At 36.2% G+C, this 25,807-nt stretch carries 23 protein-coding genes and 1 tRNA gene; 17 read left to right on the top strand and 7 right to left on the bottom strand.

What is annotated here, in order from left to right; genetic code table 11:
• Positions 1-1,404: an HD domain-containing protein gene (locus tag NW240_RS08195; RefSeq protein WP_258437072.1), complete on the bottom strand. Its 1,404-nt coding sequence runs from the start codon at positions 1,402-1,404 to the stop codon at positions 1-3.
• A gap of 24 nt (positions 1,405-1,428) precedes the next feature.
• The gene (locus NW240_RS08200) at positions 1,429-2,289 is read right to left on the bottom strand and encodes a lipoyl protein ligase domain-containing protein (protein ID WP_258437074.1); all 861 of its coding nucleotides are present in this window, start codon (positions 2,287-2,289) and stop codon (positions 1,429-1,431) included.
• A 115-nt stretch (positions 2,290-2,404) separates the two neighbouring features.
• On the opposite strand from NW240_RS08200, the gene NW240_RS08205 reads away from it, so the two are divergent.
• From NW240_RS08205 to pcp, 10 genes are all read left to right on the top strand, one after another.
• Positions 2,405-2,477 (top strand) — tRNA-Arg (locus NW240_RS08205).
• A gap of 31 nt (positions 2,478-2,508) precedes the next feature.
• Positions 2,509-2,931 (top strand): DUF1934 domain-containing protein, encoded by a 423-nt coding sequence (locus tag NW240_RS08210; protein ID WP_258437075.1) that lies wholly within the window; start codon positions 2,509-2,511, stop codon positions 2,929-2,931.
• 39 nt (positions 2,932-2,970) lie between these two features.
• Positions 2,971-3,603 carry a DNA-directed RNA polymerase subunit delta gene (gene rpoE / locus NW240_RS08215; protein ID WP_258437077.1) on the top strand — a complete coding sequence of 211 codons (633 nt, stop codon included), beginning with the start codon at positions 2,971-2,973 and terminating at the stop codon, positions 3,601-3,603.
• 282 nt (positions 3,604-3,885) lie between these two features.
• Complete coding sequence (locus NW240_RS08220; protein ID WP_396134614.1) at positions 3,886-4,650, top strand: hypothetical protein; 765 nt, start codon at positions 3,886-3,888, stop codon at positions 4,648-4,650.
• 33 nt (positions 4,651-4,683) lie between these two features.
• Entirely contained in the window at positions 4,684-5,952 is a 1,269-nt protein-coding gene (locus NW240_RS08225) for a UDP-N-acetylglucosamine 1-carboxyvinyltransferase (protein ID WP_258437080.1), read from the top strand.
• Between the two features lie 14 nt (positions 5,953-5,966).
• The gene (gene rho, locus NW240_RS08230; protein ID WP_258437081.1) at positions 5,967-7,232 is read left to right on the top strand and encodes a transcription termination factor Rho; all 1,266 of its coding nucleotides are present in this window, start codon (positions 5,967-5,969) and stop codon (positions 7,230-7,232) included.
• A gap of 90 nt (positions 7,233-7,322) precedes the next feature.
• The gene (locus tag NW240_RS08235; protein ID WP_258437082.1) at positions 7,323-8,498 is read left to right on the top strand and encodes a zinc ribbon domain-containing protein; all 1,176 of its coding nucleotides are present in this window, start codon (positions 7,323-7,325) and stop codon (positions 8,496-8,498) included.
• A 142-nt stretch (positions 8,499-8,640) separates the two neighbouring features.
• Positions 8,641-9,324, top strand: coding sequence for a DUF969 domain-containing protein (locus NW240_RS08240; RefSeq protein ID WP_258437083.1), 684 nt, complete (start codon positions 8,641-8,643; stop codon positions 9,322-9,324).
• 83 nt (positions 9,325-9,407) lie between these two features.
• Positions 9,408-10,313 (top strand): DUF979 domain-containing protein, encoded by a 906-nt coding sequence (locus tag NW240_RS08245; protein WP_258437158.1) that lies wholly within the window; start codon positions 9,408-9,410, stop codon positions 10,311-10,313.
• A 32-nt stretch (positions 10,314-10,345) separates the two neighbouring features.
• Entirely contained in the window at positions 10,346-10,993 is a 648-nt protein-coding gene (pcp, locus tag NW240_RS08250) for a pyroglutamyl-peptidase I (protein ID WP_258437084.1), read from the top strand.
• A gap of 86 nt (positions 10,994-11,079) precedes the next feature.
• Here pcp and NW240_RS08255 read toward each other — a convergent pair whose 3' ends face one another.
• The 4 genes from NW240_RS08255 to NW240_RS08270 form a co-directional block, all read right to left on the bottom strand.
• Positions 11,080-11,811: an amino acid ABC transporter ATP-binding protein gene (locus NW240_RS08255; RefSeq protein ID WP_258437086.1), complete on the bottom strand. Its 732-nt coding sequence runs from the start codon at positions 11,809-11,811 to the stop codon at positions 11,080-11,082.
• Positions 11,812-11,831: 20 nt separating this feature from the next.
• Entirely contained in the window at positions 11,832-13,388 is a 1,557-nt protein-coding gene (locus tag NW240_RS08260; protein ID WP_258437087.1) for an ABC transporter substrate-binding protein/permease, read from the bottom strand.
• A 170-nt stretch (positions 13,389-13,558) separates the two neighbouring features.
• The gene (locus NW240_RS08265) at positions 13,559-15,136 is read right to left on the bottom strand and encodes an AbgT family transporter (RefSeq protein ID WP_258437088.1); all 1,578 of its coding nucleotides are present in this window, start codon (positions 15,134-15,136) and stop codon (positions 13,559-13,561) included.
• A gap of 299 nt (positions 15,137-15,435) precedes the next feature.
• Complete coding sequence (locus NW240_RS08270; protein WP_258437090.1) at positions 15,436-15,705, bottom strand: type B 50S ribosomal protein L31; 270 nt, start codon at positions 15,703-15,705, stop codon at positions 15,436-15,438.
• A 200-nt stretch (positions 15,706-15,905) separates the two neighbouring features.
• On the opposite strand from NW240_RS08270, the gene NW240_RS08275 reads away from it, so the two are divergent.
• The 6 genes from NW240_RS08275 to NW240_RS08300 all read left to right on the top strand — a co-directional run bounded on the left by NW240_RS08275 (position 15,906) and on the right by NW240_RS08300 (position 22,805).
• On the top strand, positions 15,906-16,562 hold the full coding sequence (locus tag NW240_RS08275) for a CoA pyrophosphatase (protein WP_258437091.1): 657 nt from the start codon (positions 15,906-15,908) through the stop codon (positions 16,560-16,562).
• A complete protein-coding gene (gene pgeF / locus NW240_RS08280) occupies positions 16,555-17,292 on the top strand; it encodes a peptidoglycan editing factor PgeF (protein WP_258437092.1) in 738 nt (245 codons plus the stop codon). The genes NW240_RS08275 and pgeF overlap by 8 nt, the downstream gene beginning before the upstream one ends.
• Positions 17,293-17,391: 99 nt before the next feature.
• On the top strand, positions 17,392-18,195 hold the full coding sequence (locus NW240_RS08285) for a hydrolase (RefSeq protein WP_258437093.1): 804 nt from the start codon (positions 17,392-17,394) through the stop codon (positions 18,193-18,195).
• A gap of 70 nt (positions 18,196-18,265) precedes the next feature.
• Positions 18,266-20,266, top strand: a complete 2,001-nt coding sequence (gene tkt / locus NW240_RS08290; protein ID WP_258437094.1) for a transketolase — start codon at positions 18,266-18,268, stop codon at positions 20,264-20,266.
• A 20-nt stretch (positions 20,267-20,286) separates the two neighbouring features.
• On the top strand, positions 20,287-21,846 hold the full coding sequence (gene cls, locus NW240_RS08295; protein WP_258437095.1) for a cardiolipin synthase: 1,560 nt from the start codon (positions 20,287-20,289) through the stop codon (positions 21,844-21,846).
• A 17-nt stretch (positions 21,847-21,863) separates the two neighbouring features.
• Positions 21,864-22,805 carry a neutral zinc metallopeptidase gene (locus NW240_RS08300; RefSeq protein ID WP_258437096.1) on the top strand — a complete coding sequence of 314 codons (942 nt, stop codon included), beginning with the start codon at positions 21,864-21,866 and terminating at the stop codon, positions 22,803-22,805.
• A 52-nt stretch (positions 22,806-22,857) separates the two neighbouring features.
• Here the strand turns inward: NW240_RS08300 and pepD are convergent, their stop codons facing one another.
• Complete coding sequence (gene pepD, locus NW240_RS08305; RefSeq protein WP_258437097.1) at positions 22,858-24,273, bottom strand: beta-Ala-His dipeptidase; 1,416 nt, start codon at positions 24,271-24,273, stop codon at positions 22,858-22,860.
• 243 nt (positions 24,274-24,516) lie between these two features.
• Here pepD and NW240_RS08310 point away from each other — a divergent pair, with 243 nt between their 5' ends.
• Positions 24,517-25,794, top strand: coding sequence for an RNA polymerase subunit sigma-54 (locus tag NW240_RS08310; RefSeq protein ID WP_258437098.1), 1,278 nt, complete (start codon positions 24,517-24,519; stop codon positions 25,792-25,794).
• Positions 25,795-25,807: the final 13 nt, after the last annotated feature.

Consider the following 25,807-nt stretch of genomic DNA (forward strand, 5'->3'; position numbering starts at 1 on the left):
CTAGAATAAACGTTCTTGAATATTATGGGTAACATCGTGGCGTTCATTGGTATATGCATCTAAAATTTTCTTTTGACTTTCGCTGAGACTTTCTTGCGGTAAATTGTATAGACCCGCAATAAATTCTCTAGGAAAGAAAATACGATGGTCTCCTCTGACTTGACCTGTTAAGGAGTGAACTAAGCTTGAAACTTGAGAGAGTTCGACAACTTGATTGGTTTTAGTGACCAAGTCAATTTGTACTTTTTGGCTTGAGTGATAAGGTCGATAATAATCGTAAGGAAGATCAAAGCTGGAATCTTCATTAATATAATAGTTAGGATCAAATCCGACTTCACTTAATTCATTAAAGATTGCAGTACGTAGTTCTTCTCTTTCTTCATCATTTGTAATGATAGATTTGAAGGGTTTACGATTAATAAAACGGTAGGCTAAATCAGCAAGAATTGGATCTTTTTCATCTGCCCATTGGATAAAATAAGCATTCATAATATGATCATCTAACTTAAGGTAATCATCAAGGGTCCAATTGTTTTTTAAAAAAGGTTCCAGTAGGTGGATAGGAGCTTCAATTTTTTGGCAGTTATCACGTTCAAGGTAACAATCTCTAGCACGAGCTAAAAGTCCCTTGAGGACTTGCTCCATTCCTCTAGAAACCGGGTGGAAATACACCTGCATATACATTTGATAGCGACTCATAATATAATCTTCTACCGCATGCATACCAGAGAAATCGAAAACGATTCTCTTGTCAAAAGGACGGATGACACGCGAGATTCGGGTTAAGTCAAATTCACCATAGGATACCCCTGCATAAAAGGCATCTCTTCTTAAATAATCCATGCGGTCGGCATCAATTTGACTGGAGATTAACTGAACAACTTGTTGGTTAGGGTAGGTTTTATTGATGACAGACGCAACTTTTTCAGGAAAGTCATCCCCTAATCTTCTTAAAACTTGATTAACTTCTGTTTGATTGGATGTAATAATTAATTGGGTTAAGGCCTCATGGTCAGTATTAAAAATAGCTTCAAAAGTATGGGAGAAGGGCCCATGTCCAATATCATGTAAAAGGGCTGCACAAATAGCCACCATTCGTTCGTTATTATTCCATAATCCGTCGCCATCATTTTTAGAGCGATAATTACGATCAAATTGGCTGATAATTCGACGGGTAATTTCGTAAACACCTAGCGAATGGTTAAAACGAGAATGTTCTGCGCCGTGGAAAGTATAAGAAGAAGTTCCTAACTGTTTGATGCGACGTAGTCGTTGAAACTCTCTGGTGTCAATTAAATCAATGATGATACGGTCACGAATATGAATATAATCATGAACGGGATCGCGAAAAACTTTTTCACGCTCAAGCTTTTGACGGGCAATTATATTTTGGAATTCAGACACCTATTTTCACTCCTTTAGACTCTATTATGCAAGTGGTTGAATTTTTTGACTACGTTGATAGGCTTTTTCAAATAGCGGTTGATAGATAGTTTCCAATTCTGGATCTTTATAATTTCCACCTTCAATCGTTGTTTTTTGGGAAAGATAATTGATAAAGTGGTTTTGATAAGCGGTTAAGGAAAGATCTTGGTCGAGAATTTCAGAAAGAGTTGACATAGAACGAGGGTCAACGGTAGGAAAGCGTTGATCTGATTGACCAAGAGAATAGAATTGTTTCATTAATTGGCCACGAGCAAACTGGTCACCATTGACACCAATATAAGCAGCAGTAGTGACGGCATCTTTATAGCGACGTTGTGCGATTCCACCCACTTTTTTTTGGTTAATTACGACATCATACTTACCTGGACAGTAGGAATTTACAATTTCATATGCTTCTACATTTAGACCAAAATGATTTAAAGTCGCTTGAATGACAGCAATGGAAAAGCTAAAAGCTTGATCAATCGATAGGTTGATTGAGCGATTGTCTGTTACGATAGCAAAGTTAAGAATTCCTGCGTCTTCAACCACGCCCAATCCACCATGCGGTCTTACAGATACTTGATAACCCGCATCCTTCAAATAGTTAACACCACTAGCTAAGTCTTTTAACAGCTTGTCTTTAGCTCCTAAGAAAACACTGGGTTTAAAAATGGGATAAAAATGAAAAATACCGTAAGCCTTATCATCTTCTTGAAGATCATTTTTTAGTAAGAGATATCTTAGAAAACTATCTTGATAAGCTAAAGCCGCATCCCGTTGGTCTTTCAATGGATTATTTTGTTCTTGAAAAACTAACCATTTATGTTGTGATAGAATAGATAATAGATTTGAATCAGTCATTGACGAATACTCCTCAAATTGTTAAATTGTAAAGGCTATTAACACTTTGATTATAGCAAATTTTGTTTTATAATAACATGAAAGCTTTAAAGCTAAAATACTTATAATTAATTAAGCACCAGTAGCTCAGCTGGATAGAGCACTCGCCTCCTAAGCGAAAGATGATGGTTCGAGTCCGTCCTGGTGTATCAATGACGACATAAGGATGAGAGGAGAAAGATGGAAAAACAAGCAGTCGATGTTTATGTCGAGCAAAAGGTTAATTATGCACAAACGGATCATTCAGACCGATGGGAGCATTCCTGTCAAGGCTATACGTATATTCTTTCTACCTATCAAAAAATTATTTATCGAGATCAATTGGAAAGAAAAATTGAAGTAAAATGGCAAACAGATGATTCAAAAAAAGTAATTGATAAAGTAAAGATAAATCAAGGAAAGCAGACTTTGATTTTTAATACAAAGCATTCAACCACTACTAACTATCAAAGTGAGCAAGGTGTATTATTATTAGAAATCAGAACACATAAAATTGATTATTCTAAGACAGCTGATGGTCAAATGATTCAAATTCACTATCAAATGCATATGAATGACCAATCACTCGGAGATTATTTCTATCAGTTGAAAATTTCATCATAAATTATTGATTATTATTGTGGGATTATAAGGGGGATAAAAATGGAATTAAAGAAATTTGAAGGCCAAATTAAAGAAGAATTATCGTTAATAGAAGTCGCATATGCTATTTTAGAAGAAAAGGGAGAAGCTATTGATTTCACTCAATTGCTTTTAGATATACAAAGTTATCTAGAAGTTTCAGATGAGTTTATTGAAGCTAAAATGATCCGCTTTTATACAGATTTAAATATTGATGGACGCTTCATCTCAGTCGGTGATAACCGTTGGGGATTAAGATCTTGGTATGCAGTGGATGAAATTGATGAAGAGATTATTACTTCTTCTGAAGAAGAAGCCTCCAAACGACGCAAGAAGAAGTCAGGTAAGGTTAACGCTTTTGCCGATAACGAAGAAGATATGATTGATTACAACGACGACGACCCTGAAGATAGCGACGATAGCTATGTATATGATGAAGACGAAGATGAAGAAGTCGAAGAAGATGAAGAAGATGAACCAATTGAAATCCTAGTTGCTGACGTAGAAGAAGATGAGCCCGATGAAGATGAAGAGCTCAATGAATATGCAACAGATTTATCTGAATTAGGAGATGAAGAAATCGACCTTGATGAAGAGGAAGATTTTGAAGAAGAGGATGACGATTTAGAAGATGAGGAATTAGAAGAAGACTAACTCTTTTTAAATAAAGTTAGAGAGACCTATTCGCTTGAATAGGTCTTCTTTTTATTTGCGATAAAATAGTTTAAGTAAGGTACGATAAACAATAGATTGTAATGGTATCACGATTTGATGACAATTCATTACTTCGTTCGAAATTTAAGCTTCAATATGATAAAATACGCCTATATTATAAGAAATTAGGATGTGAATTCATTGTCACATAACAATAGTCACAATAATCAGACTCAATTTGCTTTGCTGAAACAGCTGCTTTATCATCAGCATTATCAAAATATGATTAAATTTATAGAAGATAATCCTTCATGGAAGAGTCAAAAGTTATTAAAACTTTTACAATTAGGTCATGCTTATATTCATACCGATTTGAAAACGATTGAAGAGTTATCTGAGCAAGTTGAAATGAACTATCTTACAAGACCTAGCCTTTTAGAGCGTCGTGTTTATTCTTATATCCAAGGTTTAGCCGTTAAATTAGAAATAAAAGAATATGATGATTATCTAAGGGCGATCACACCATTATTGGTAGATGTATTGAGGTTAACTTTAGAAAACACGGTATTTCCTGATCTTGATCGTTATCTGGTTGAGGTAATGAAGGAAACGGAAAAAGGAACACCTATATATCGTGGGTTACAGTGGAACCAGTCTTTAATAGAAGCCGATAAGAATGGTAAAATCAGTAAAACTTGGGAACGCTACTATGGAAAACATTTTAACTACTCACATTATGTTTCCTCTAGTCATCTATTGAAATTAGTGCAAGATTATGTAAAAGATCCCAAAATTTTAAAATTAGCTGCTCAAATGCGGCATATTGAAAAATATGCTCGTAATATTGTAGCTCATGAATTAGTTTACGTGGATGATGAATGGTTAAAACATCGTCTCACTATTGATGCTAAGGAAGTTCATCAACAAATCATTAATATGGTAAATGCGGCAGGATTAAGAGATCCTCAGCAATGGAAAGGATTGACAGATATACAAGCCGCAATTGAAAAAGAATTAGAAAATAATCATACGAAGATGTCGAAATAACGACTAAACTTGATAAAAAAGGAGTCATTATCTATGAAAAAATTAATCATCCGCGGAGGCAAAGCGTTAAATGGTGAAATTAATATTAACGGAGCAAAAAACTCTACAGTTGCCTTAATACCAGCAGCCATTCTAGCCGATTCGGAGGTTGTCTTAGAAGGAGTGCCAGATATTCAAGATGTTCACTCTCTACTCGAAATTTTGGATGAATTCCATGTGAAGACTTCTTTTGAAAATAATGTCTTAAAAATTGATCCTTCTCACATGCAATCAATTCCTATGCCAACTGGTAAAATTCAAAGCTTACGAGCTTCTTACTACTTCATGGGGGCAGCCCTATCAAAATTTGGTGAAGGAGTTATTGGATTACCGGGAGGTTGTTTTTTAGGGCCTCGTCCAATTGATCAACATGTGAAAGCCTTCCGAGCCTTGGGTGCGGTGGTTGAGGATGAATACGGGGTGATTACCCTTTCAACTCCTGAAGGACTTACTGGAAACCGAATTTATATGGACGTGGTTTCAGTTGGAGCAACTATTAACACCATTTTAGCTTCAGTTAGAGCTCAAGGTAGAACAATTATTGAAAACGCCGCACGCGAACCAGAAATTATTGATTTAGTTACTCTATTAAATAAAATGGGGGCAAAAATTCGTGGAGCTGGAACTTCAGTTATACGAATAGAAGGTGTGGACCGACTAAAAGGAACAACTCATACGATTATTCCCGATCGCATTGAGGCAGGAACCTATATTTCAGTGGCAGTTGCAATGGGAAATGAAATTAAAATAAATAATGTAATTTTTGAACATATTGAAAGTTTTATTGCAAAACTAAATGAGATGGGTGCCAAAATGGAAATTGGAGAAGATAGTATTCTTGTTCATCGCTCCGATGACTTAAAAATGGTTTCATTAAAGACGCAGCCATATCCAGGGTTTGCAACGGATTTGCAACAGCCACTAACTTCCGTATTAATTAAAGCTAATGGTAAGGGAACAATTACGGATACTATTTACCCTCAAAGAGTTAAGCATATTCCTGAATTGAATCGTATGGGAGCTAATATTAAGGTTGATGGCGATATTATTCGTGTGGAGGGCCCGGCTAAGTTAACGGGTGCTCCAGTTCGTGCCAGTGATTTAAGAGCAGGAGCTTGTCTGGTTATTGCTGGTTTAATGGCAGAGGGACAAACAGAGATTACAGGTGTTGATAATATCTTAAGAGGGTATTCCAACATTGTTGAAAAATTACAAGAAGTCGGCGCCGATATCCAGATGATCGAGGATGAAGAGGAAGAATAGAAAGGAAATACCCAGTGAGTGATGCATTTTCCTTAGAGAATTTATTAAACAAAGAGGTAAAAGATTTATATGCTTATGCTAGAGAATTAAGAATCCCAGATTTTAGTCAACTATCTAAAAAGGAATTAGCCTTAGCGGTTATGCGAACACAAAAAGAAAAGCAAGGCTTTTTTCAAGTTGAAGGTATCTTAGATATCCCTAATGAGGAAGGCTTAGCCTTTATTCGTCCTATTAATTTCTCTCCTAGTAGGGAGGACGTTTATATCTCTGATTCACAAATCAGACGGTTTTCGTTAAGAAATGGTGATCGAGTAGGAGGTCCTGCTCGACCGCCTAAAGACTCAGAGCGTTATTATGGTTTGATGCAAATATCAAGTGTTAACGGTAGAGATCCTGAAGAAACCCTTAATCGAGATGCTTTTGCAAGTTTAACGCCTATTTATCCAGACCGCCAAATAAAATTGGAGTATAAACAAAATGTTATATCTAATCGCATGATTGATGTGATTGCTCCAATTGGTTTCGGTCAAAGAGGATTGATTGTCGCACCCCCTAAAGCAGGTAAGACTACAATTATTAAAGAAATCGCACGAGGGATTGCCAGTAATTATCCTGATAGCAAACTCTTTATTCTCTTAATTGATGAGCGTCCTGAAGAAGTAACCGATATAGAACGTTCAGTCAATGCAGAGGTTGTTTCATCAACTTTTGATGAAAGGCCGCAAAACCATGTGCGATTGGCTGATTTGCTCCTTTCACATGCACGACGGTTGGTGGAGGATGGACAGGATGTTGTTATCCTTTTGGATTCAATCACACGTTTAGCGCGAGCTTATAATTTAGTGGTTCGACCAAGCGGAAGAACCTTAAGCGGAGGGTTCGATCCCGCAGCTTTTTATTTTCCTAAGCGATTCTTTGGTTCTGCTAGAAACATTGAAAACGGGGGATCTTTAACGATTTTAGCGACTGCTCTAGTGGATACTGGATCAAGAATGGATGATATTATCTATGAAGAGTTTAAAGGGACGGGTAATATGGAACTACATCTTTCTAGAGAATTAGGACAAAGACGTATCTTCCCAGCTATCGATATTAAAAAGTCTTCCACCCGTAAGGAAGAATTATTAATTGAGGAAAACTTTTTAGGTCAAATCTGGGACTTGCGCAATTTAATGACTTCTAACGGTTTAGAATATACCGAACAATTAATACAATTAATGCGTCAGACAGATAATAACCAAGACTTTTTTGAACAGTTGTCTAAGCTTTCAAGTAAATAAATTGTAAGTACCCTTGTTAAACGAGAGGTACTTTTTTTAGAAAATGGATTCAGTTTATAAGGCTTAATTTTTTAATAAAGGAGATTGTTTATGAAATGTTTAAATTGCGGGCATGAAAATCTGCCAGACGCTAAGTATTGCTCAGAGTGTGGCTTGCCTTTAAATAACGCTTATTCAAATAAGGAAAATGATAGTGCTCCTTTTGATACAAGTCTAGATGCAGGAGAAAGTAAAAATAATCAAGAAGATGTTATTGTGTCTAGAAACCGAATGGATTTATATCACAATAGACAGCAAGAAAAAGCTGTGTTAACAGATGAAATGAATGATAAAGTAGAAACAGTGCATATAGATAATAAAGACCACAGGGCATCAATCAATCAGGGTGGCTATGGTTGGAAAAAGATTATTGGTTTTAGTTTAATCTTTTTAGGAATAATCAGTCTCTTCATGGTTTATCGTTTAAACTTCTCAAAAGCAGCGGTTGAGGAACAATTTATTAAGGCTATTGAAAAGAATGATTATTTAAAGGCAGCGGCGGTAGTAAGAACACCTATTACTGAAAAGCTCTGGACAGATTTAGATGTCAAACGGACAATTGAACATTATCAAGATGCTGATATAGACTTCCCATACTTATTGCAAAAGGGTGATTTATCGACTGGCATTCAATGGCAAGGGAATAAGTTAGCAAAAACTGAAAAAATGGGAAATTTTATGCTGATATTCCCTAAATATGCAATTAACCTTTATCCCTTTCCGGTTCAGCTTTCCCTTTCTAATGAATATCGTGACTTAAAAATTGTGAGTAAAGACCAATCGACCCAGTCAGTTGATTCAAAAGGAGGTATTCAAATTGAGCCTCGTATTCAAAATGTTATGATACAGTATAATTATCAAGGAAAAACTGAAGAGGTATGGTTCGATTTGGACTATAGTAAGTTAGAAGAGCATCGACATAAACTTTCTTTGGTACCAGTAACTAATACTTTAACGGTTGATAAAGCGCTATTAGGAGTAAGGCCTGACTTACCTTTCCAAGTAAATTCTTTTAATATTGATGGGCAAGATTATTCGCAGAGTCAGATTCAATTGTCAGGATTTGCTGGTCAAATTTTTGAAGTGAGCTTAAAGGCTAATTATAATGGTCAAGAATTACAAACAGAAACAATTCCAGTTAAATTAGTGAATAAAACAAGGATTACTTTGGATTACTCCAACGATCAAAAACTTAGAGAGCAGATTAAACAAGCAGAACTAAAATAGAAAAAAGACTCATTTTTGAGTCTTTTTTATTTGCATGAAATTGAAAATATAAAATTTTTAATAGTTATAACATAAAAACAAACTTGTTATAACATCGGTTCCATGGTAATATTAAAATCTAATTATAAATAGGAGGTTACTTATGGAATGGATTAAATTAATCGGAATTATTATTATCGTTCTTGGTTTTTACTTTAAACTTGATACCTTAGCAACTGTTATACTAGCAGGATTAGCAACAGCTTTGGTTTCAGGGATTTCCTTGACCGAATTTTTTACAATTTTGGGAGAGACTTATACTAAGCAGCGAGTTGTATCATTGTTCTTTTTATCACTACCAATGATTGGCTTATCAGAGGCATATGGCTTGAAACATCAAGCTGTTAAACTGATTGGAAAACTAAGAGGGCTTACCACAGGTTGGTTATATTCTCTATATATGCTGATTCGTCTAATTGCAGGGTTTTTCGCTATTCGATTAGGAGGTCACCCACAATTTGTGCGTCCATTAATTTACCCAATGGGTGAAGCGGCAACTAAATTAAAAGTAGGCGAAGATCTCAACGAAGAAGAAACAGAATTAATTAAAGGACGGGCAGCTGCCAATGAAAACTTTGGAAACTTTTTTGGTCAAAACACTTACTTAGGCTCAGCAGGAGTTCTTTTAATCGCTGGGACTTTAAAAGAATTAGGTTATGAAGGAACAACGGCAAATGTCGCGGTAGCTTCAATGCCGATAGCTATTATTGCTTTAATTGTAGTGGTCGTTTACAACTTATTATTAGATGTCAAAATTAGACGTCATCATAAAGGGGAGGTTAAATAATGCAACTATTAACTAATTATGCTGGATTTCTAGCGGTAACTTTCCTTGAGAGCTTAAATGCCACACTTGAACCATATGTGCCAATGCTTTTAGAAATTACTTTTGTACTGATTGGCTTGCAACTCCTCCATACTGCGTGGCGTGCATATAGCGACAAGACCAATCCTAATCGCATTGGAACAGCTTTGTTTTGGGGGATCTCAGGTCTCACTTTTCTTGGAGGGCAATTTATTTCTCCAATGCTTATTGGAATTATGGTCTGTGTTATGGGGCTTCTATCACTCTTTAAACAAGTTAAAGTGGGAACCCTACCCGTTGTTGATGAAGAAAAGGCAGAAGAGCGTTCAACTAGAATGGGTAATAAAATCTTTATACCAGTATTAACGCTTGGAGTAGTAGCTTTAATTATTGGATTTACCATTGAGAGCTTTAATGTGGTGGGTATTGCAATTGGTGCAATATTAGCAACCATCATTATCTTTATGGTATCAAGAGCGAAGCCAAGTGAGTTTCTTAATGAGAATAGTCGAATGGTTCAACAAGTTTCTACTACAGGTATTTTACCTCAACTATTAGCCGCTTTAGGAGCAGTCTTTACAGCGGCAGGTGTTGGTGATGTTATTGCTACTTTAATCGGTGGGGTTGTCCCTGCTGATAGTCGTTTCTTTGGAGTGGTTGCTTATGTACTAGGAATGGCCATTTTTACTGGCATTATGGGAAATGCTTTTGCAGCCTTTACAGTTATCACTGCAGGAATCGGCATACCCTTCGTTTTTGCCTTGGGGGCAGATCCTTTTGTTGCCGGAGCCTTAGCCATGACAGCTGGGTACTGTGGGACTTTAATGACACCAATGGCTGGAAACTTTAATGCTTTGCCAGCTGCATTATTACGGATGAAAAATGAATATGGTGTCATTAAACAGCAAATTCCTGTGGCAATCATAATGATAGTTGCCCATATCGCATTAATGTATTTCTTTGCTTTTTAGTAGTAAACTAAATGTATAAAAGGAGGAATGATATGAAAATATTAGTAACAGGTTTTGATCCTTTTGGCGGAGAAGCTATTAATCCAGCCATTGAAGCAGTTAGATTGTTACCAGATGAAATTGCTGGAGCAGAAATAATTAAGTTAGAAATTCCGACTGTTTTCCACAAATCAGCTAATGTTGTGCGTGAAAAGGCCCTAGAAGTTAAACCAGATGTTATTTTAAATATTGGTCAAGCGGGTGGACGCGCTGAGTTAACACCAGAGCGTGTAGCAATCAATCAAGACGATGCACGTATCCCAGATAATGAAGGCAATCAGCCGATTGATGTCTTTATCCAAAATGACGGGGATCCTGCTTATTTTGCGACATTGCCAGTAAAAGCAATGGTTCAAGCTATACGCCAAGCTGGTTTGCCCGCTAGTGTTTCTAACACTGCTGGAACCTTTGTCTGCAATCACATTATGTATCAGTCACTTTATTTTGTAGCAAAAGAGATGCCAAATACTAAAGCAGGCTTTATGCATATTCCTTTTATGACCCAACAAGTGGTAGATAAGCCTAACGTTCCTTCAATGTCATTAAATGATATTGCTAAGGGGATTGAAAAAGCGATTGAAGCCATTGTTGAGTATAATGACAAAGAAGATATCAAAGTGGTTGGTGGCGCTACTCATTAATTTTATAAGCAATCTTTGGATTTAAATTGAATTAAAATAGCACTCTCTTTGATGGGGATCAATCCATCAAAGAGAGTGCTATTTATTTACGAAATACTTTCAATAAAGGCTTGTGTTCGTTGATGCTGCGGGTTATTAAAAATATCGTAGCTACTTCCTTCTTCTAAAAGGATCCCATTATCTAAGAACACGACTCGGTCTGATACTTGTTGGGCAAATTTCATTTCGTGAGTTACAAAGATTAAGGACATATGCTGGTGGGCAATTTTTTGAATAAGCTCTAAAATTCCTCCAACCAGTTCAGGGTCCAAAGCAGAAGTAGGTTCATCTAATAAGATAACTTTGGGTTCAATCGCTAAAGCCCTAGCAATTCCAACTCTTTGCTGCTGTCCGCCTGATAATTGATGAGGGTAGGCATTTAGATGGTCTCCCATACCGACTTGATGTAAAAAGGGGATGGCCTTTTCCTTTGCTTGAGATTTAGAAAGTTTTTTCACCATTAAAAGATGCTCCATCACATTTTCAAGAGCTGTTTTCTTAGAAAACAATGCATAATTTTGAAACACCATAGCTGTCTGTCTACGGAGGTTGAGAACATCAGCTTCAGAGACAGTTTCAACATCTAGTGTTATCTGATCCAAACGAATAGTTCCCTCGTCAGCAGGTTCAATAAAGTTAATCGTTCGTAACAAAGTCGATTTGCCTGATCCAGATGGTCCGATAATAGTCAGGACTTGTCCAGCCTCAACTCTTAAATGGATATCTTGAAGAGCCTTTTTATTTTGAAATGACTTTGACCAATGATTTAGTTCTAACATTTTAAGATCCTTTCTAACGACTAGCCCACTTGGTAGTAGTTTTCTAATCTTTTAATCATCCATTCTAATAGAATGCATAAGACCCAATAAATCAATGAAATAGCAATATAGGATTCAAAAAAGCGCAAGTTAGAGCCGGCGGTAATTTTTGCTTGTCCCATCATATCAACGACTGTAATGGTAAAGGCTAGGGATGTGCCTTTTAATAAGCGGATAAGACTGTTTCCTAGGTTAGGGATGGCATTAATCATAGCTGAAGGTAAGATAATTCTTCGCATCGTTTGGCTAGCATTTAAACCAATAGAATAGGCAGCTTCTATCTCCTTATGATCGACAGAAAGAATAGCTGAGCGAATCGTTTCAGAATTATAGGCAGCTTCATTTAGCCCCATGGCTAAGAAGGCGTAAAGAATGGCAGGGACTTGATTCACATCCCAATTTGTACCAATTGATTTATTGAGCCATTGTAGAAAGATAGGCAAGCCGTAATAAGCAAGAAATAGCTGAACAAGCAAGGGGGTGCCGCGCATATAAGAAACAAAGAGATTGACGAACCATCTAAGGCCTTTGACTTTTTTGAGTTTGATGATAGCTAAAAAGAAGCCAAGTATTAGACCAATCATTCCAGCAATAAAAGTAATCAATAAAGTAACCGGAAGTTTTTCAAGAATACGTGGTAAAGCGATTTGAATAGCCTTTAATGAAATAAGTTGACTGTTCGTTTGTTCTTTAAGTCTTTGAGACTCAAAACTTTGGTTGCGCTGAATAATTGTTTCATTTAGCAAAGTATCATCTTGACCTAAATATTTCAGTGAAATTTCACTGAGACTACCATCTTGCCGCATAGTTTGTAGGGTTTGATCAATCACTTGCCGCAATTCAACCTCATCTTTTCGAAAAATAAAATAAGAACCAGGAATTCTGATTTCTTCTTCGTTGGCTATCGGATGAGCCTTTAATTGAATGCCGTAAGTATCTTCAACATCCCTTAAATAGGTTGTAGCGTAAATAGTAGCATCGATTCGACCATTATAGACATCACGTATTAAAGAGGCTGGATCAGACTCTGCATATTTGATCACAACTGCCTTGTCAGGATGAGCCTCATTCCAAGCTTCTAGGTAGATAGATTGCGGGGAAGAGGGAACGACACCAAAAGATTTTCCTGCCATTTGTTCAATGGTGAGCTCTTCTTCCCTGTCATTAGCTGTTATTAATACGTTGTGGGTGATGACATATGGATAGAGGGAAAATAAAAATTTCTCCCGTCTTTCGGGATTTTCACCCAAATTATTGGCGACTAGATCGAACTGGCCAGAATCAAGTCCTGCGAAGAGGGAAGAAAACTCAGTAATTTCAAAGTTGAATTCAATGGCTTCATTACGTCGGTCAATTTCTTGTAAGATTTCAATCTCAATTCCTACTAGATTACCCCTATCATCAAAATAGTTGAGAGGCTTGGTCTGACCGGAAGTGCCAATCGTATACGCTTGTTTAGCTACTATGGAAGGATTAGTTGAAATTAGACTTATAGAAATAAGAATTAAAGCAAAGAACAGTTTATAAAGATTTTTCATGGAATTCTCCTCAACCCTATATAATAAGCTTATTTTATCAAAGATATTAATAGATAGATAGATTATGTGAATAAGAAAACAAGTAAGCAAAAACAATCCCACCATAATCATTGATTAGGTAAGATTGTTTTTGTAGCAATTAATAAATACCTGCTTTGATTATATAAATCTTATAAAAGACCTAGTAAAGGTTGAATCATTGAAACCTGTACCGGGGCACCAGGACCTAACGGAAGGTTGAGAGAGTACCAAAGAATTAATAAGATTGACCAGAAAATCAAGAAAGCCATTGAGTAAGGTAGCATGGTTGAGATAAGTGTTCCGATTCCGCTCTTCTTATCATATCTTTGCATAAATACAAGAATCATTGCAAAATAGTTCATCAGTGGAGAAATGATATTGGTCGATGAGTCTGCTACACGATAAGCCATTTGGGTCATCTCTGGTGATAAATTGATAGCTATAAACATTGGAACAAAGATTGGTGCCAGGATTGCCCATTTGGCAGAAGCTGAACCAATAAACAAGTTGATGAAAGCTGAAAAGAAAATAAAAGCAAGGATTAAAGGAACTCCTGAAATTTTTTGACTTTGTAAGAAATCTGCTCCTGATGAAGCTAGGATGATTCCCAAATTAGAATGGGTAAAGTAAGCAATCAATTGAGAAGCAAAGAAAGCCATTACGATAAAACCTGCCATTGAGCGCATAGCCTCAATCATTGACTCTACAAAATCATTAGAGTTTTGGATTTTACCAGTCGTACGCCCGTAAACATAACCGGGAATACCGAACAATAAGAATACCATAAAGAGTAAACCAGTGTTCATAAAAGGTTGTAAGGTTTTTTGTCCGGTTTCTGGATCGATTGATTGGAAGGGACCAAACCAAGGATTCATCAGTAGGAAAACCATGATTAATGAAATTAACAGTGCGATTCCTGCATTCTTCAATCCTTTTTCTTCCTTGTGAGAAAGTTCACTCGTTTCATTTTTTTCCAAGTCACCAAGATATGTACCAAGATGAGGCTCTACTACTTTTTCAGTAATTACGGTACCAATAATGGTTAAGAAAACAGTAGAAACGATTAAGAAATACCAGTTACCAGTAATAGAAACTTCATAAGGAATACCACTGGCATTTAAAGCAACGTTAGTGATTCCTCCAAGCAAAGCGTCAGTAGGGCCAAACATTAGGTTAGCCGAGAATCCGCCAGATACTCCTGCAAAGGCGGCAGCTAGACCAGCTATTGGATGACGCTTAGCACCGGCAAACATAATGGCACCAAGTGGAACGACTACTACGTATCCAGCATCCGAAGCAATGTTTGAAATGATACCAGCAAAGACAACTACCATGGTCAAAAGAGAATTAGGCACTTTCATGATTAATTTTTTCAAAGTAGCTCCAATTAGCCCCGACCATTCAGCAATTCCGACACCTAACATGGTGACGAGGACGGTTCCTAAAGGAGCAAAGCCAGTAAAGTTTGACACTGCCGATTCGAAAATATAACGAAGCCCTTCACTATTCATCAATGAAATAGCTGTAATAGTGCTAGTTTCATTTGCTTTGGCATCGAAGAACTCAACAGATACGCCTAAACGGTAAACAATTTCAGAGATTAAAATAGTGATTGCAGATAAGATGATAAATATCACTACTGGGTGAGGCATTTTGTTACCCACTTTTTCTACCCAATCTAATGAACGTTGTAGAAAACTTTTCTTATTTTTTTGATTCGACTCCATGATACTATTAATTATTCCTCCTATAATAATATTTTTTGTTAACTTTCATATCAAATCATAATAAAAGAGCGTTGAAATTTCAATACTCTTTATCCAATCAATTAAAATTTAAATAATTAGCGAAGCTTACTCTCTTTATATAGCTATAAAATTATAGAAAATAGAGAAAAATATAAAAATTAAGACTATCTGATTATTAATTTTTTTCTAAATTCATGTTTTAAAAGAAAAGAACCCGCTATATGTAATTAGCGGGTTCTTAAAGAATGTGTGAGATTCTTTGTAAAGGTATAATATAATTATTCTTCTTCTTTTGCGTTTTTGTCCACAAATCCAAATTTTTTGTTGAACTTGTCAACACGTCCATCGGCCTGTGTAAATTTCTGACGTCCAGTATAGAATGGATGTGAATCAGATGAAATTTCGATCCGGATTAATGGGTATGTGTTTCCATCTTCCCATTCAACTGTCTCTGAAGAAGACTTAGTTGATCCTGATAAAAATTTATAACCTGTTGAAGTATCCATAAACACAACCGGATGATATTCTGGATGAATTCCTGCTTTCATGTGTATACTTCCTTTCTGCCGTAAATTATTTGCTAATCTACAGTTATTCTTTGCACGGAGTGCAACATAAGAATAATAACAAAAATTTTTAATGCTGACAATCTTTTTTTAGAATATAATGGAACATCTCACATCTTTTTGTTCGAAAACGAGATAAAAAATGCTATAATTTATGAAAACACTTTAGAGGAGGGCAGAAATTGAAACATGAAGAAAAACGAATTCGGCAATCGCTTGCTAATTATCAGCCGAATCAATATAAAGATAAGACGCATTATGCAGTTTTAATTCCTCTTATTCAAAGAGGAAATGAATGGCACCTCCTTTATGAAGTAAGAAGCTCCTTAATTTCCCAGCCGGGAGATACATCTTTTCCGGGAGGAAGGGTTGAAGCAGGTGAAACTTTTGAAGAAGCAGCGGTTAGAGAGACGACAGAAGAATTAAACATCAATCGTAAGCATATAGAAGTTATTGGAGAGTTGGATGGGTTGATCCACGATGTAACAATGATTCATTCTTATGTTGCCTTGCTTAAAGATATTACTTTTGATGATATATGCCCGAATGCCAAAGAAGTCGCTTATTTGTTTACTCTTCCCTTAGACTATGTTTTAAACAACAACCCAACTTATTATGATGCTTCTGTATTAACGGAAGTAGGAGAAGATTTTCCCTTTCATCTAATGGCTCATGGCGAATCTTATCAATTTCGAGTTGGAAAACGTAAAATTCCTTTTTATAATTTGCCTAGTGGTGAATACTTATGGGGCTTTACTGCGAGTATGACACGATGTTTTGCAGATGTCGTTCGTACTCACCATGATTTCAAAGTTCAGGAGGAGAATCTTGATGAATAATTATTTTCAACAATTCGAAAAAATGGGTTTACAGGTCTTTCTAGCAGGAGCAAAATATAATTTTAGGACATCCACCATGGGTGAAGCTGCTGTCAGTGAACAAATTAATCACGCTCTTGATGATGGTAATTTTGACTTTCAGACTTTCTATACAGGAGAGCAAATTCATGGAGGGAAGGTGTCTTATCCTCTGGAAGAAAAAACTAATTCATTTGCAGTAGGTGAAATTATACCTCAATCAGATGGACTGATTACAGATCAACCTAAGCAGGTTTTAATGGTTAAATTTGCTGATTGCACTCCAATTATTATTTATGATGCACGTCAAAAAGTTGTTTCAATAGTGCATTCTGGTTGGAGAAGTACTGTTCAAAGAATTAGTCAGCTAGCAGTTAAAAGGATGCAAGACCAATTCTATAGTAAAAAAGAAGATCTTTTGGTTTATATCGGTCCTTCTATTGATCAGGATAATTATGAAGTAGGTGAAGAAGTTTATCAAGCCTTTAATGAATGGGAAGATCAAAGCACATTTATCAAAGCGGGTGTTAAGGCAGGTAAGTATCAATTGAGTATGATAGATGCTAATCTTTATTTAATAAAAGAGCTTGGTATCAATGAAGAGAAAATAATGGTAGATAGACGTTCAACGTATCTATCTTCTGAACTTCACTCTGCACGTAAAGAAGGTAAGAATTATCAATTAAACGGTCTTTTTGCCATGATTAAATAAAAAAATCAACCAAGCTTTTGCTTGGTTTTTTTCTTTTTATGTAGCTTTTAGTGGAGGTTTGTTTAGAATAGAGGGTATTAAAAGAATTGGAGATGTAATATGGCAGAGAATAAGTTTAATAAAGAGGCATTTTTGGAACATTATAAAGGTCGAGATTATTCTTATGAATCCATTCAAACTGAAATGGATGATGACAATAATAGTCACGTAGTTATTAAAGAATTAGAAGGACAATCACGTAAGCGAGTCCCGGAGTTTACTTCTAAATTACGTCATCGATTAGTAGAGGTTCCAGATGAAATTTATCAAGCCTCTGGTATCCGTATTTTTGGTCATCGTATTAAAAGTTTACTATTCTCAACAGATGTGGCCCTAATTCGGAACTCTAATGCGCATGCTGTTATGTCTGTTTACCCTTTTACACCACAAATGGCTATCAATCAGTCGTTGATAAATGCCTCATCCGTACCGGTTTTCACAGGAGTAGGGGGCGGAACTACTAGTGGAGAGCGTAGTATTCAATTAGCTTTTCAATCAGAGCAAGCTGGAGCTTTTGGAGTAGTCGTTAATTCACCAATGGAAAACGATGTAATTCGGCAGATTGCTCAGGTAGTTGATGTCCCTGTAGTAGCGACTATTTCAAGTGAGCATGATGACTTTATTGGGAAATTAAATGCGGGAGCGGATATGCTAAATGTTTCTGGAGGAGCAACTACAGCTCGTTTAGTATCACATATTCGTCAACAAGTTGGAGATGTGGTGCCAATTATTGCTACAGGAGGGCCGACAGGACCCAGTATTTTAGAGACCATTGAAGCAGGTGCCAATGCTATTACTTATACCCCACCGGCTTCAGCAGATATTTTTGCCGAATTGATGGCTAAATATCGTAGAAATAAATAAAAATGGACTGATATAAAAATTAGTCAGAAAATGTTATAATAAATTTAAAATAAGTATAAGGGAGTTCAATATGTTTTCTAAAAAAGATCAAATTGCTGTAAATACGATTCGTGCCTTAAGTGTTGACCAAATTGAAGCCGCTAACTCAGGACATCCGGGGTTGCCACTTGGCGCAGCGCCAATGGCCTATACTTTGTGGTCCAGTCATTTGAATATTAATCCTAAAGATAGCAAATGGATTAATAGAGATCGTTTTGTGTTATCTGCCGGACATGGTTCAGCTATGTTGTATAGTTTATTACATTTATCTGGTTTCAAGGTTACTATGGAAGATTTAAAACAATTCCGTCAATTAGGTTCTATAACACCAGGGCATCCTGAGTATCGTCATACTGATGGTGTTGAAGCGACTACTGGACCACTTGGTCAAGGGATTGCTCAAGCAGTTGGTATGGCTATGGCAGAACAACATACGGCTGCATTATATAATACGGACGAGCATCAAGTTATTGATCATTATACCTATGCATTAGTGGGCGATGGCGACTTAATGGAAGGCATTTCTTATGAAGCTTGCTCGTATGCTGGCCGTCAAAAATTAGGTAAATTAGTGGTCCTATATGACTCAAACGATATCTCATTAGATGGAGACTTGAATTTATCATTTGTGGAAGATATCAAAAAACGCTTTGAGAGTCAAAATTGGCATTATCAAAGAGTAGAAGATGGTAACGACCTAGAGGCTATTTCTCAAGCAATTGAAGTTGCTAAAGGAGTAAGCGATCAACCTTCAATCATTGAAGTGAAGACAGTTATTGGCTTTGGTTCACCTAATGAAGGAACTTCTAAAGTTCACGGAGCGCCATTGGGAGCAGACGCTTGGTCACAAACTAAAGCCAAATACGGTTATGATTATGAAGCATTTACTGTTCCTGAAGAGACCAAGTCTGTCTTTAATGAGAAAATAGTTGAACGTGGTCAAAAAACTCAAGCAGAATGGCAAAAACTATTTGAACAATATCAAGAATCTAATCCTGAATTAGCTAAAGAGTTTATAGCAGCTTTTGCAAACGAATTACCTGAAGAATATGCAGCTGACCTTGAATTTCTTGATGTGGATGCTAAAGCTGAAGCGACAAGAAGCTCTTCTGGAACAGCTATTCAAGGATTAAAAGCTAGAATTCCATATTTATGGGGAGGCTCTGCTGACCTTTCTGGTTCAAATAAAACCATGATTAAAGAATCAGAAGATTTTATGCCAGAAAGTCGTCAAGGCCAAAATATTTGGTTTGGTGTGAGAGAATTTGCGATGGGTGCAATGATGAATGGTGCTGCCTTGCATGGTGGAAACAAAATTTATGGTGGTACATTCTTTGTTTTCTCAGATTACTTAAAAGCAGCCATTCGTTTATCAGCCCTATCTCAATTACCAGTTACATATGTTTTAACACATGACTCGGTCGCTGTTGGTGAAGATGGTCCGACACACGAACCGATTGAGCATTTAGCTGCTTTTCGCGCGATGCCAAATCTTAATGTAATCCGACCAGCAGATGCTAACGAAACAATGGTAGCTTGGAAAATTGCTGTGGAATCTCAAAAGACACCTACATTGTTAGTTCTTAGCCGTCAAAATTTACCAGTTATTAATAGCTCGAATGAATTAGCAGAAGAGGGAGTTCGTAAAGGTGCTTATATCGTCTCCCCTGCCAAAGAAGACGCACAAGGTGTTTTGATTGCTACAGGATCTGAAGTCTCAGTAGCTATTGAGGCTCAATCACTATTGGCCGAAAAAGATGTTCATGTAAATGTTGTTTCGATGCCTGCTCAAAATATTTTCGATCAACAAAGTGAAGAATATAAAGAAAAGGTTCTTCCTAAACAACTTATTAAAAGAGCTTCTATAGAGATGGGTGCTAGCTTTGGATGGCACAAATATATTGGTATGGACGGCTTAGCGATAAGTATTGATGAATTTGGTACTTCAGCCCCAGGCGATCAAGCTATTGAACACTTTGGTTTCTCAGCAGAAAAAATCGCTCAAGCTTATCTTGAATATTTTGAATTTTAAAATTGTAAGGGGAAGTAGGTATGGGAAAAAGAACAAATGAGACAAAGCCACTAATTGTTCGTTTGCTAATTATCGCTACCTTAACTATTCTCCAGATTATATGGATAGTTGTATTAGTAAAAGACTTAATTGCCTATTCTGTTTGGTTAAATATTTTTATGACTATCATATCTTTTGGGATTATTATCTATTTGCTAGATAAGAATGAAAGCCCTGCTTATCGATTATCATGGATTGTTTTATTAGCAGTTTCACCTATTGTTGGATCTTTGTTTTATCTCTATGCAGGAAACAAACGTCCTTTGGCTGATATGACAGAACGACTCAATCGACAGAATCGCTATCATTTAAGGGACTTAAAAAAAGTCCCTAACGCCCTAGGGTCTCTAGTACAAGATAATCCGCGCATTGCGGCCATTGCAAAATATGTTAATGATTATGCCAAAATGCCTGTTTCTGCGGGTGTGGATGTAAAATATTTTGCCAATGGTGAATCGATTATGGAACCACTCATTCAAGACCTTGAATCAGCTCAGTCACATATTTTTCTTGAATTTTTTATTATTGAACAAGGTCAAATGTATGATCAAATATTCGACGTGCTTAAAAGAAAAGCTCAAGAGGGTGTGGAAGTACGTTTAATATATGATGATTTTGGCTGCCTATTAAGACTTCCTAAAGATTTTGTTGAACAGATGGAAACGTTCAATATTAAAGCACTTAAGTTTAATCCTGTCCGACCAATTGTTTCACTTGTATACAATACCCGTGATCACCGCAAGTATATAATCATCGATGATAAGATTGCCTACACAGGAGGTCTAAATATTGCAGATGAGTATATTAATGCGGTGGAACGATTTGGTTATTGGAAAGACACCATGATTCGTATTAGAGGTGCCGCTGTATGGAATATTTCACAAATGTTCTTAACGATGTGGAATGCCTATGTAACTGAAGATTCAGATGACAAAAAATTTGTTGACCAATCCAGTTTAGATGAAAGTTTAAGTATTATTGAAGATAATGAAGCCAGTGGCTATGTTCAACCCTTTAGTGATACACCGTTAGATAGTGAAGTGATAGGTGAAAATGTTTATCGTGAAATTCTCAATACCGCAGAGCGTTATGTTTATATTTTTACTCCCTATTTAATTATTTCGTATGAATTACAAACAGCTATGACTTTGGCTGCTAAAAGAGGCGTAGATGTGCGCTTAATGACACCTGGTATTCCTGATAAAAAACTAGTCTATCGAATTACTCGATCTTTCTATCGCCCTTTGATGGAAGGTGGAGTAAAAATATATGAATATACTCCCGGTTTTTTACATGCTAAATCATTCGTTTCAGATGACCGGGTAGCGATAGTAGGGACACTTAATTTAGATTATCGCTCACTGTATCTTCATTTTGAAACAGCTACTTTGTTATATTATCATCCAGAAATAAAAGCAATTAAAGATGACTTTATTCAAGCACAAAGTGTGGCTGAATTAATTCGAATGAAACATCTAAGGCGTTCGATTGTAGGAAGAATTATTGATGCATTATTAAGATTGCTAGCTCCATTTGTCTAGCAGTTAGGAGGCTGAAAATGAAGTGGGAAGATTTAAGAAGAAGTAAAAATGTTGAGGATCGTAGGGGACGAGGTGGAAGTTCTTTTGGTGGGGGAATGGGCTCAGGCCGTTCAGGCGGTATGGGTGGAAATCTTCTTATGATGTTATTAATGTCGAAAGGTAAGTTCAAATGGTTTTTGATAGGAATCTTGCTTATTTTCTTTTTTACAGGAGGATCTTCCTTATTAGGTGGCGGCCAACCAACGAATCGCAATTATGGTGATTCAGGTGTCGTTTTTGAAGATACTACCGAAAAGTCCGATTCTAACAATCAAATATCTGATGAAGAGGGAGAATTTCTTTCAGCAGTATTAGCTAATACCGAAGATTTCTGGGCTATGAAATTTGCTGAGTATGAATTGAGCTATAAAAAACCAAAATTAGTCCTTTACACAGAAGGAACAAACACAGGTGGATGTGGATTTGGTCAAAGTTCAGCTGGACCTTTCTATTGTCCAGGGGACCAATCTATCTATATAGATGTTAGTTTTTATCGTGAATTAGCTAATAAATATGGTGCACCAGGAGATTTTGCGATGGCTTACGTTCTCGCTCATGAAGTGGGTCATCACGTCCAACAACAGCTAGGGACTATGGACGATTATCAAAGACTAGCTCAGCAAAATCCAGGCGCTAAAAATGAATTAACTGTGCGCTTAGAACTGCAAGCAGATTATTATGCAGGAGCTTGGGCACGCTATGCTGATGAACAAGATATTTTAGATGAAGGAGATATTGAAGAAGCGCTTCAAGCAGCGTTTTCAGTTGGGGATGATACCTTGCAAAAAGAAACGATGGGCTATGTTGTACCAGATTCCTTTACCCATGGAACATCTAAGCAAAGACAAGAATGGTTTGCTAGAGGTTATAAATATGCTGGAGATTTCCAAGAAGCAGATACCTTTAATCGTGATATCTAATAAAAAGAGAACTCTTTATGAATATTCATAAAGAGTTCTCTTTTTATTAACTCTATAGATTTTCCAGTAAATTTTTAATAAATTTAAAGGTCCTTTCAGTTGAAGCAATCGAAAGTCTTTCGTTAGGACTGTGCACATCTTTCATTGTAGGACCTACTGCAATCATTTCCATTTCAGGGAAAGTATCTGTAAAAACCGCAGGTTCTAAAGCAGCATGTACAACTTCAACTTTCATATCTTTATTAAAAGTCTGTTTAAATGCTTTTAGAGCGGTCTTTCTAAGTTTAGATTCCTTTGCAAATTCCCAAGCCGGATAATAATCTTCCTCAACCACATCAAAACCATTTTTTTGGTAAATTTCTATCACATTATCAGTGTGTTTTTCAAAGGTTTCAGGATTTGAACTTCTTAGGGAAATAGTGACTTTCAGTTGATTGTCTTGAATATCAAAAATAGCTAGATTATTTGAACATTCAACAATATCAGGGTATTCTTCCATCATACTATAGACACCATGTGGAACCTCTGCAATAAAACGTTCAATATTTTCTTGGCTTTGTGGGGATAGGACCGCATCCACATTATCTATTTTGTTGATGGTTACTTGCATATCCTTATCGAGAGGATATTTAGCGATTAAGTCTGTAAAATCAATAGAATAATCTTCTTCATCAGAAGTAAATATTACTCTTGCATCGCGAGGGATAGCATTATGTTTAGATCCCCCGACAATTGAAACTAACTCATATTCTGACACCTTTCTAATTAAGTCCATAGCCTGTAAAGCAAATTTAATGGAGTTTCCTCTTTCTTGGTGGATTTCCATCCCTGAATGTCCACCTAGCATGTTATTAATTGATAATTCAAAGGTGTTTTTTAATTTACGAGCTTGATAATTAAGTTTTTGATTGCCAATGAGATTATGGCCACCAGAACAGCCTGATAATAAGATGCCTTCTTCTTCTGCATCAATGTTTATTAATTTTTTACCATGGATGTTTTCTTTTTTCACAGCTCGTGCACCAGACATAGTTGTTTCCTCATCTGTGGTAACCAACAATTCAAGTGCAGGGTGCTTTGCTTGCTTGTCTTCCATAATTGCTAGCCCCATAGCTACTGCAATTCCATCATCTGCCCCTAAGGTTGTCCCCTTGGTCTTCACCCAATCTCCTTCTACTAATAATGGAATAGGGTCTTTAGTAAAGTCATGTGTAATGCCCTCTGCCTTTTCGGCGACCATATCCATATGGCCTTGGATAACTACCGGTTCATGATTGGCATAGTCAGGATGGGCGGGTTTTCTAATAATAATATTATTGGATTCATCTTGAATCGTTTCATAGCCAAATTGTTTTCCTAAACGATAGAGGTAGTCGCTAACTGCTTGTTCATTACCAGATTCTCTAGGTATTTTGGTCAACTCTTCAAAGTAGTAAAAGACTCGATTAGGTTGTAAATTTTCTAACAATTTTATTTCTCCTTTAATCCCAAGCGTCGACAAAACAAACGCTATCAAATGGTTTCTAAATTAATTATAAAACTAAAAATATATAGTTACAAAGGTTTTAAAAAATATATTTAAATTTTGGTGTGCATTTTAAATAATTAATATTCATTAAATTTTCTTAATATAAGAATTATGGTTAGACGAAATTCTCAGTATTAGATATAATAGAGAGAGAATGATAAATGTTAGAAAGAAGGTGAAAGGATGTCAGAAGAAGTGAAAGTTTTCCGCTCTCTTACGCAAGAAGAAATCACACAGAATCCATTACTGCTAGAAATTTTAGATTTAAATGGAGAACAATTAACTTATTATTTTGAAGAAAAATTTTTGGATAATCCATTTATAGAATGTGAATATCCTATTGAGCATCGGGTTTCTCAAGTTTCACAAGAAAGAAGAGCTACGGCTGATCCAGATATAGATATACAAAGTCCGGGTTCTCCCCAAACATTAGAAACCTTTCTTTTCGAGCAGATTATGTTATACAGGCAAACACCCATTAGGGATGCTATGGTGCAAATGGTTCCACTTTTAGATGAACGTGGCTATTTACCTTATAAGCATGGAGAACTTGCAGAAAAACTACAAATAGATCCTGTAATTGCTTTAGATGCTATTACTCTTTTTCAACAATTAGAACCTACTGGCATCGGAGCCTACGATTTGAAAGAATGTTTGATGTTGCAAACAGACCAAGACCAACATTCACCAAATCAAGCCTATTTTTTATTAGAAAATTACTTTTCTGAATTATTAGAAGAAGATTATGCAGAAATTATAGAGCGTACCGACTTAACGCTAGCTGAAATCCAACAGATTGTTAATTATTATCATACATTGCGAACACGCCCATCCTCATTATATGAACGAGTTGAACGTATTAATTTAATTCCAGATGTTGAATTACAATTTATGGGAGAAGAAATACATATTCACGTTAATCGACAATATTATCCGCGACTGATTTTTAATCAAGATTATTATGATGAAATGGAATCCAAAAACAATCCGGAGCTTCAAGAATATATCCAACCACATAAGGAATTCTTCCAGCAAATGTTATCAAGTATTCGGTCTAGAGAAAAATTATTAATTGCAGTGACTAAAGTTATCGTTCAATCTCAGTTGCACTACCTTAAAGGAGAAGATAAAAGTCCAATGCCTTTATTAATTAAGGACATTGCTTATCAGCTACGCTTATCTGAGTCTATTGTCAGTCGTATCATTGTCAATAAGAATCTTGCTTATGGAGAAAATGTGGCCCCACTTTCCGACTTTATTAATGTTTCTGCTAAAATCGGACGTAGTGGGTTATCAGCTCTTAATATTCAAGCCTTTATAAAAGATATTATAATGAAACATGGTCAAGATGTTTCTGATCAAGAAATTATTGATCGATTAGCAGATAAAAAAATCATTATCAGCCATCGCTTAGTAGAACGCTATCGACAAAACCTTATAAAAAAACAGGCAAAAGAATAATAAGAAAAGTCCC

The sequence above is a fragment of the Facklamia sp. 7083-14-GEN3 genome (assembly GCF_024742075.1).
Classification (GTDB): Bacteria; Bacillota; Bacilli; order Lactobacillales; family Aerococcaceae; genus Facklamia.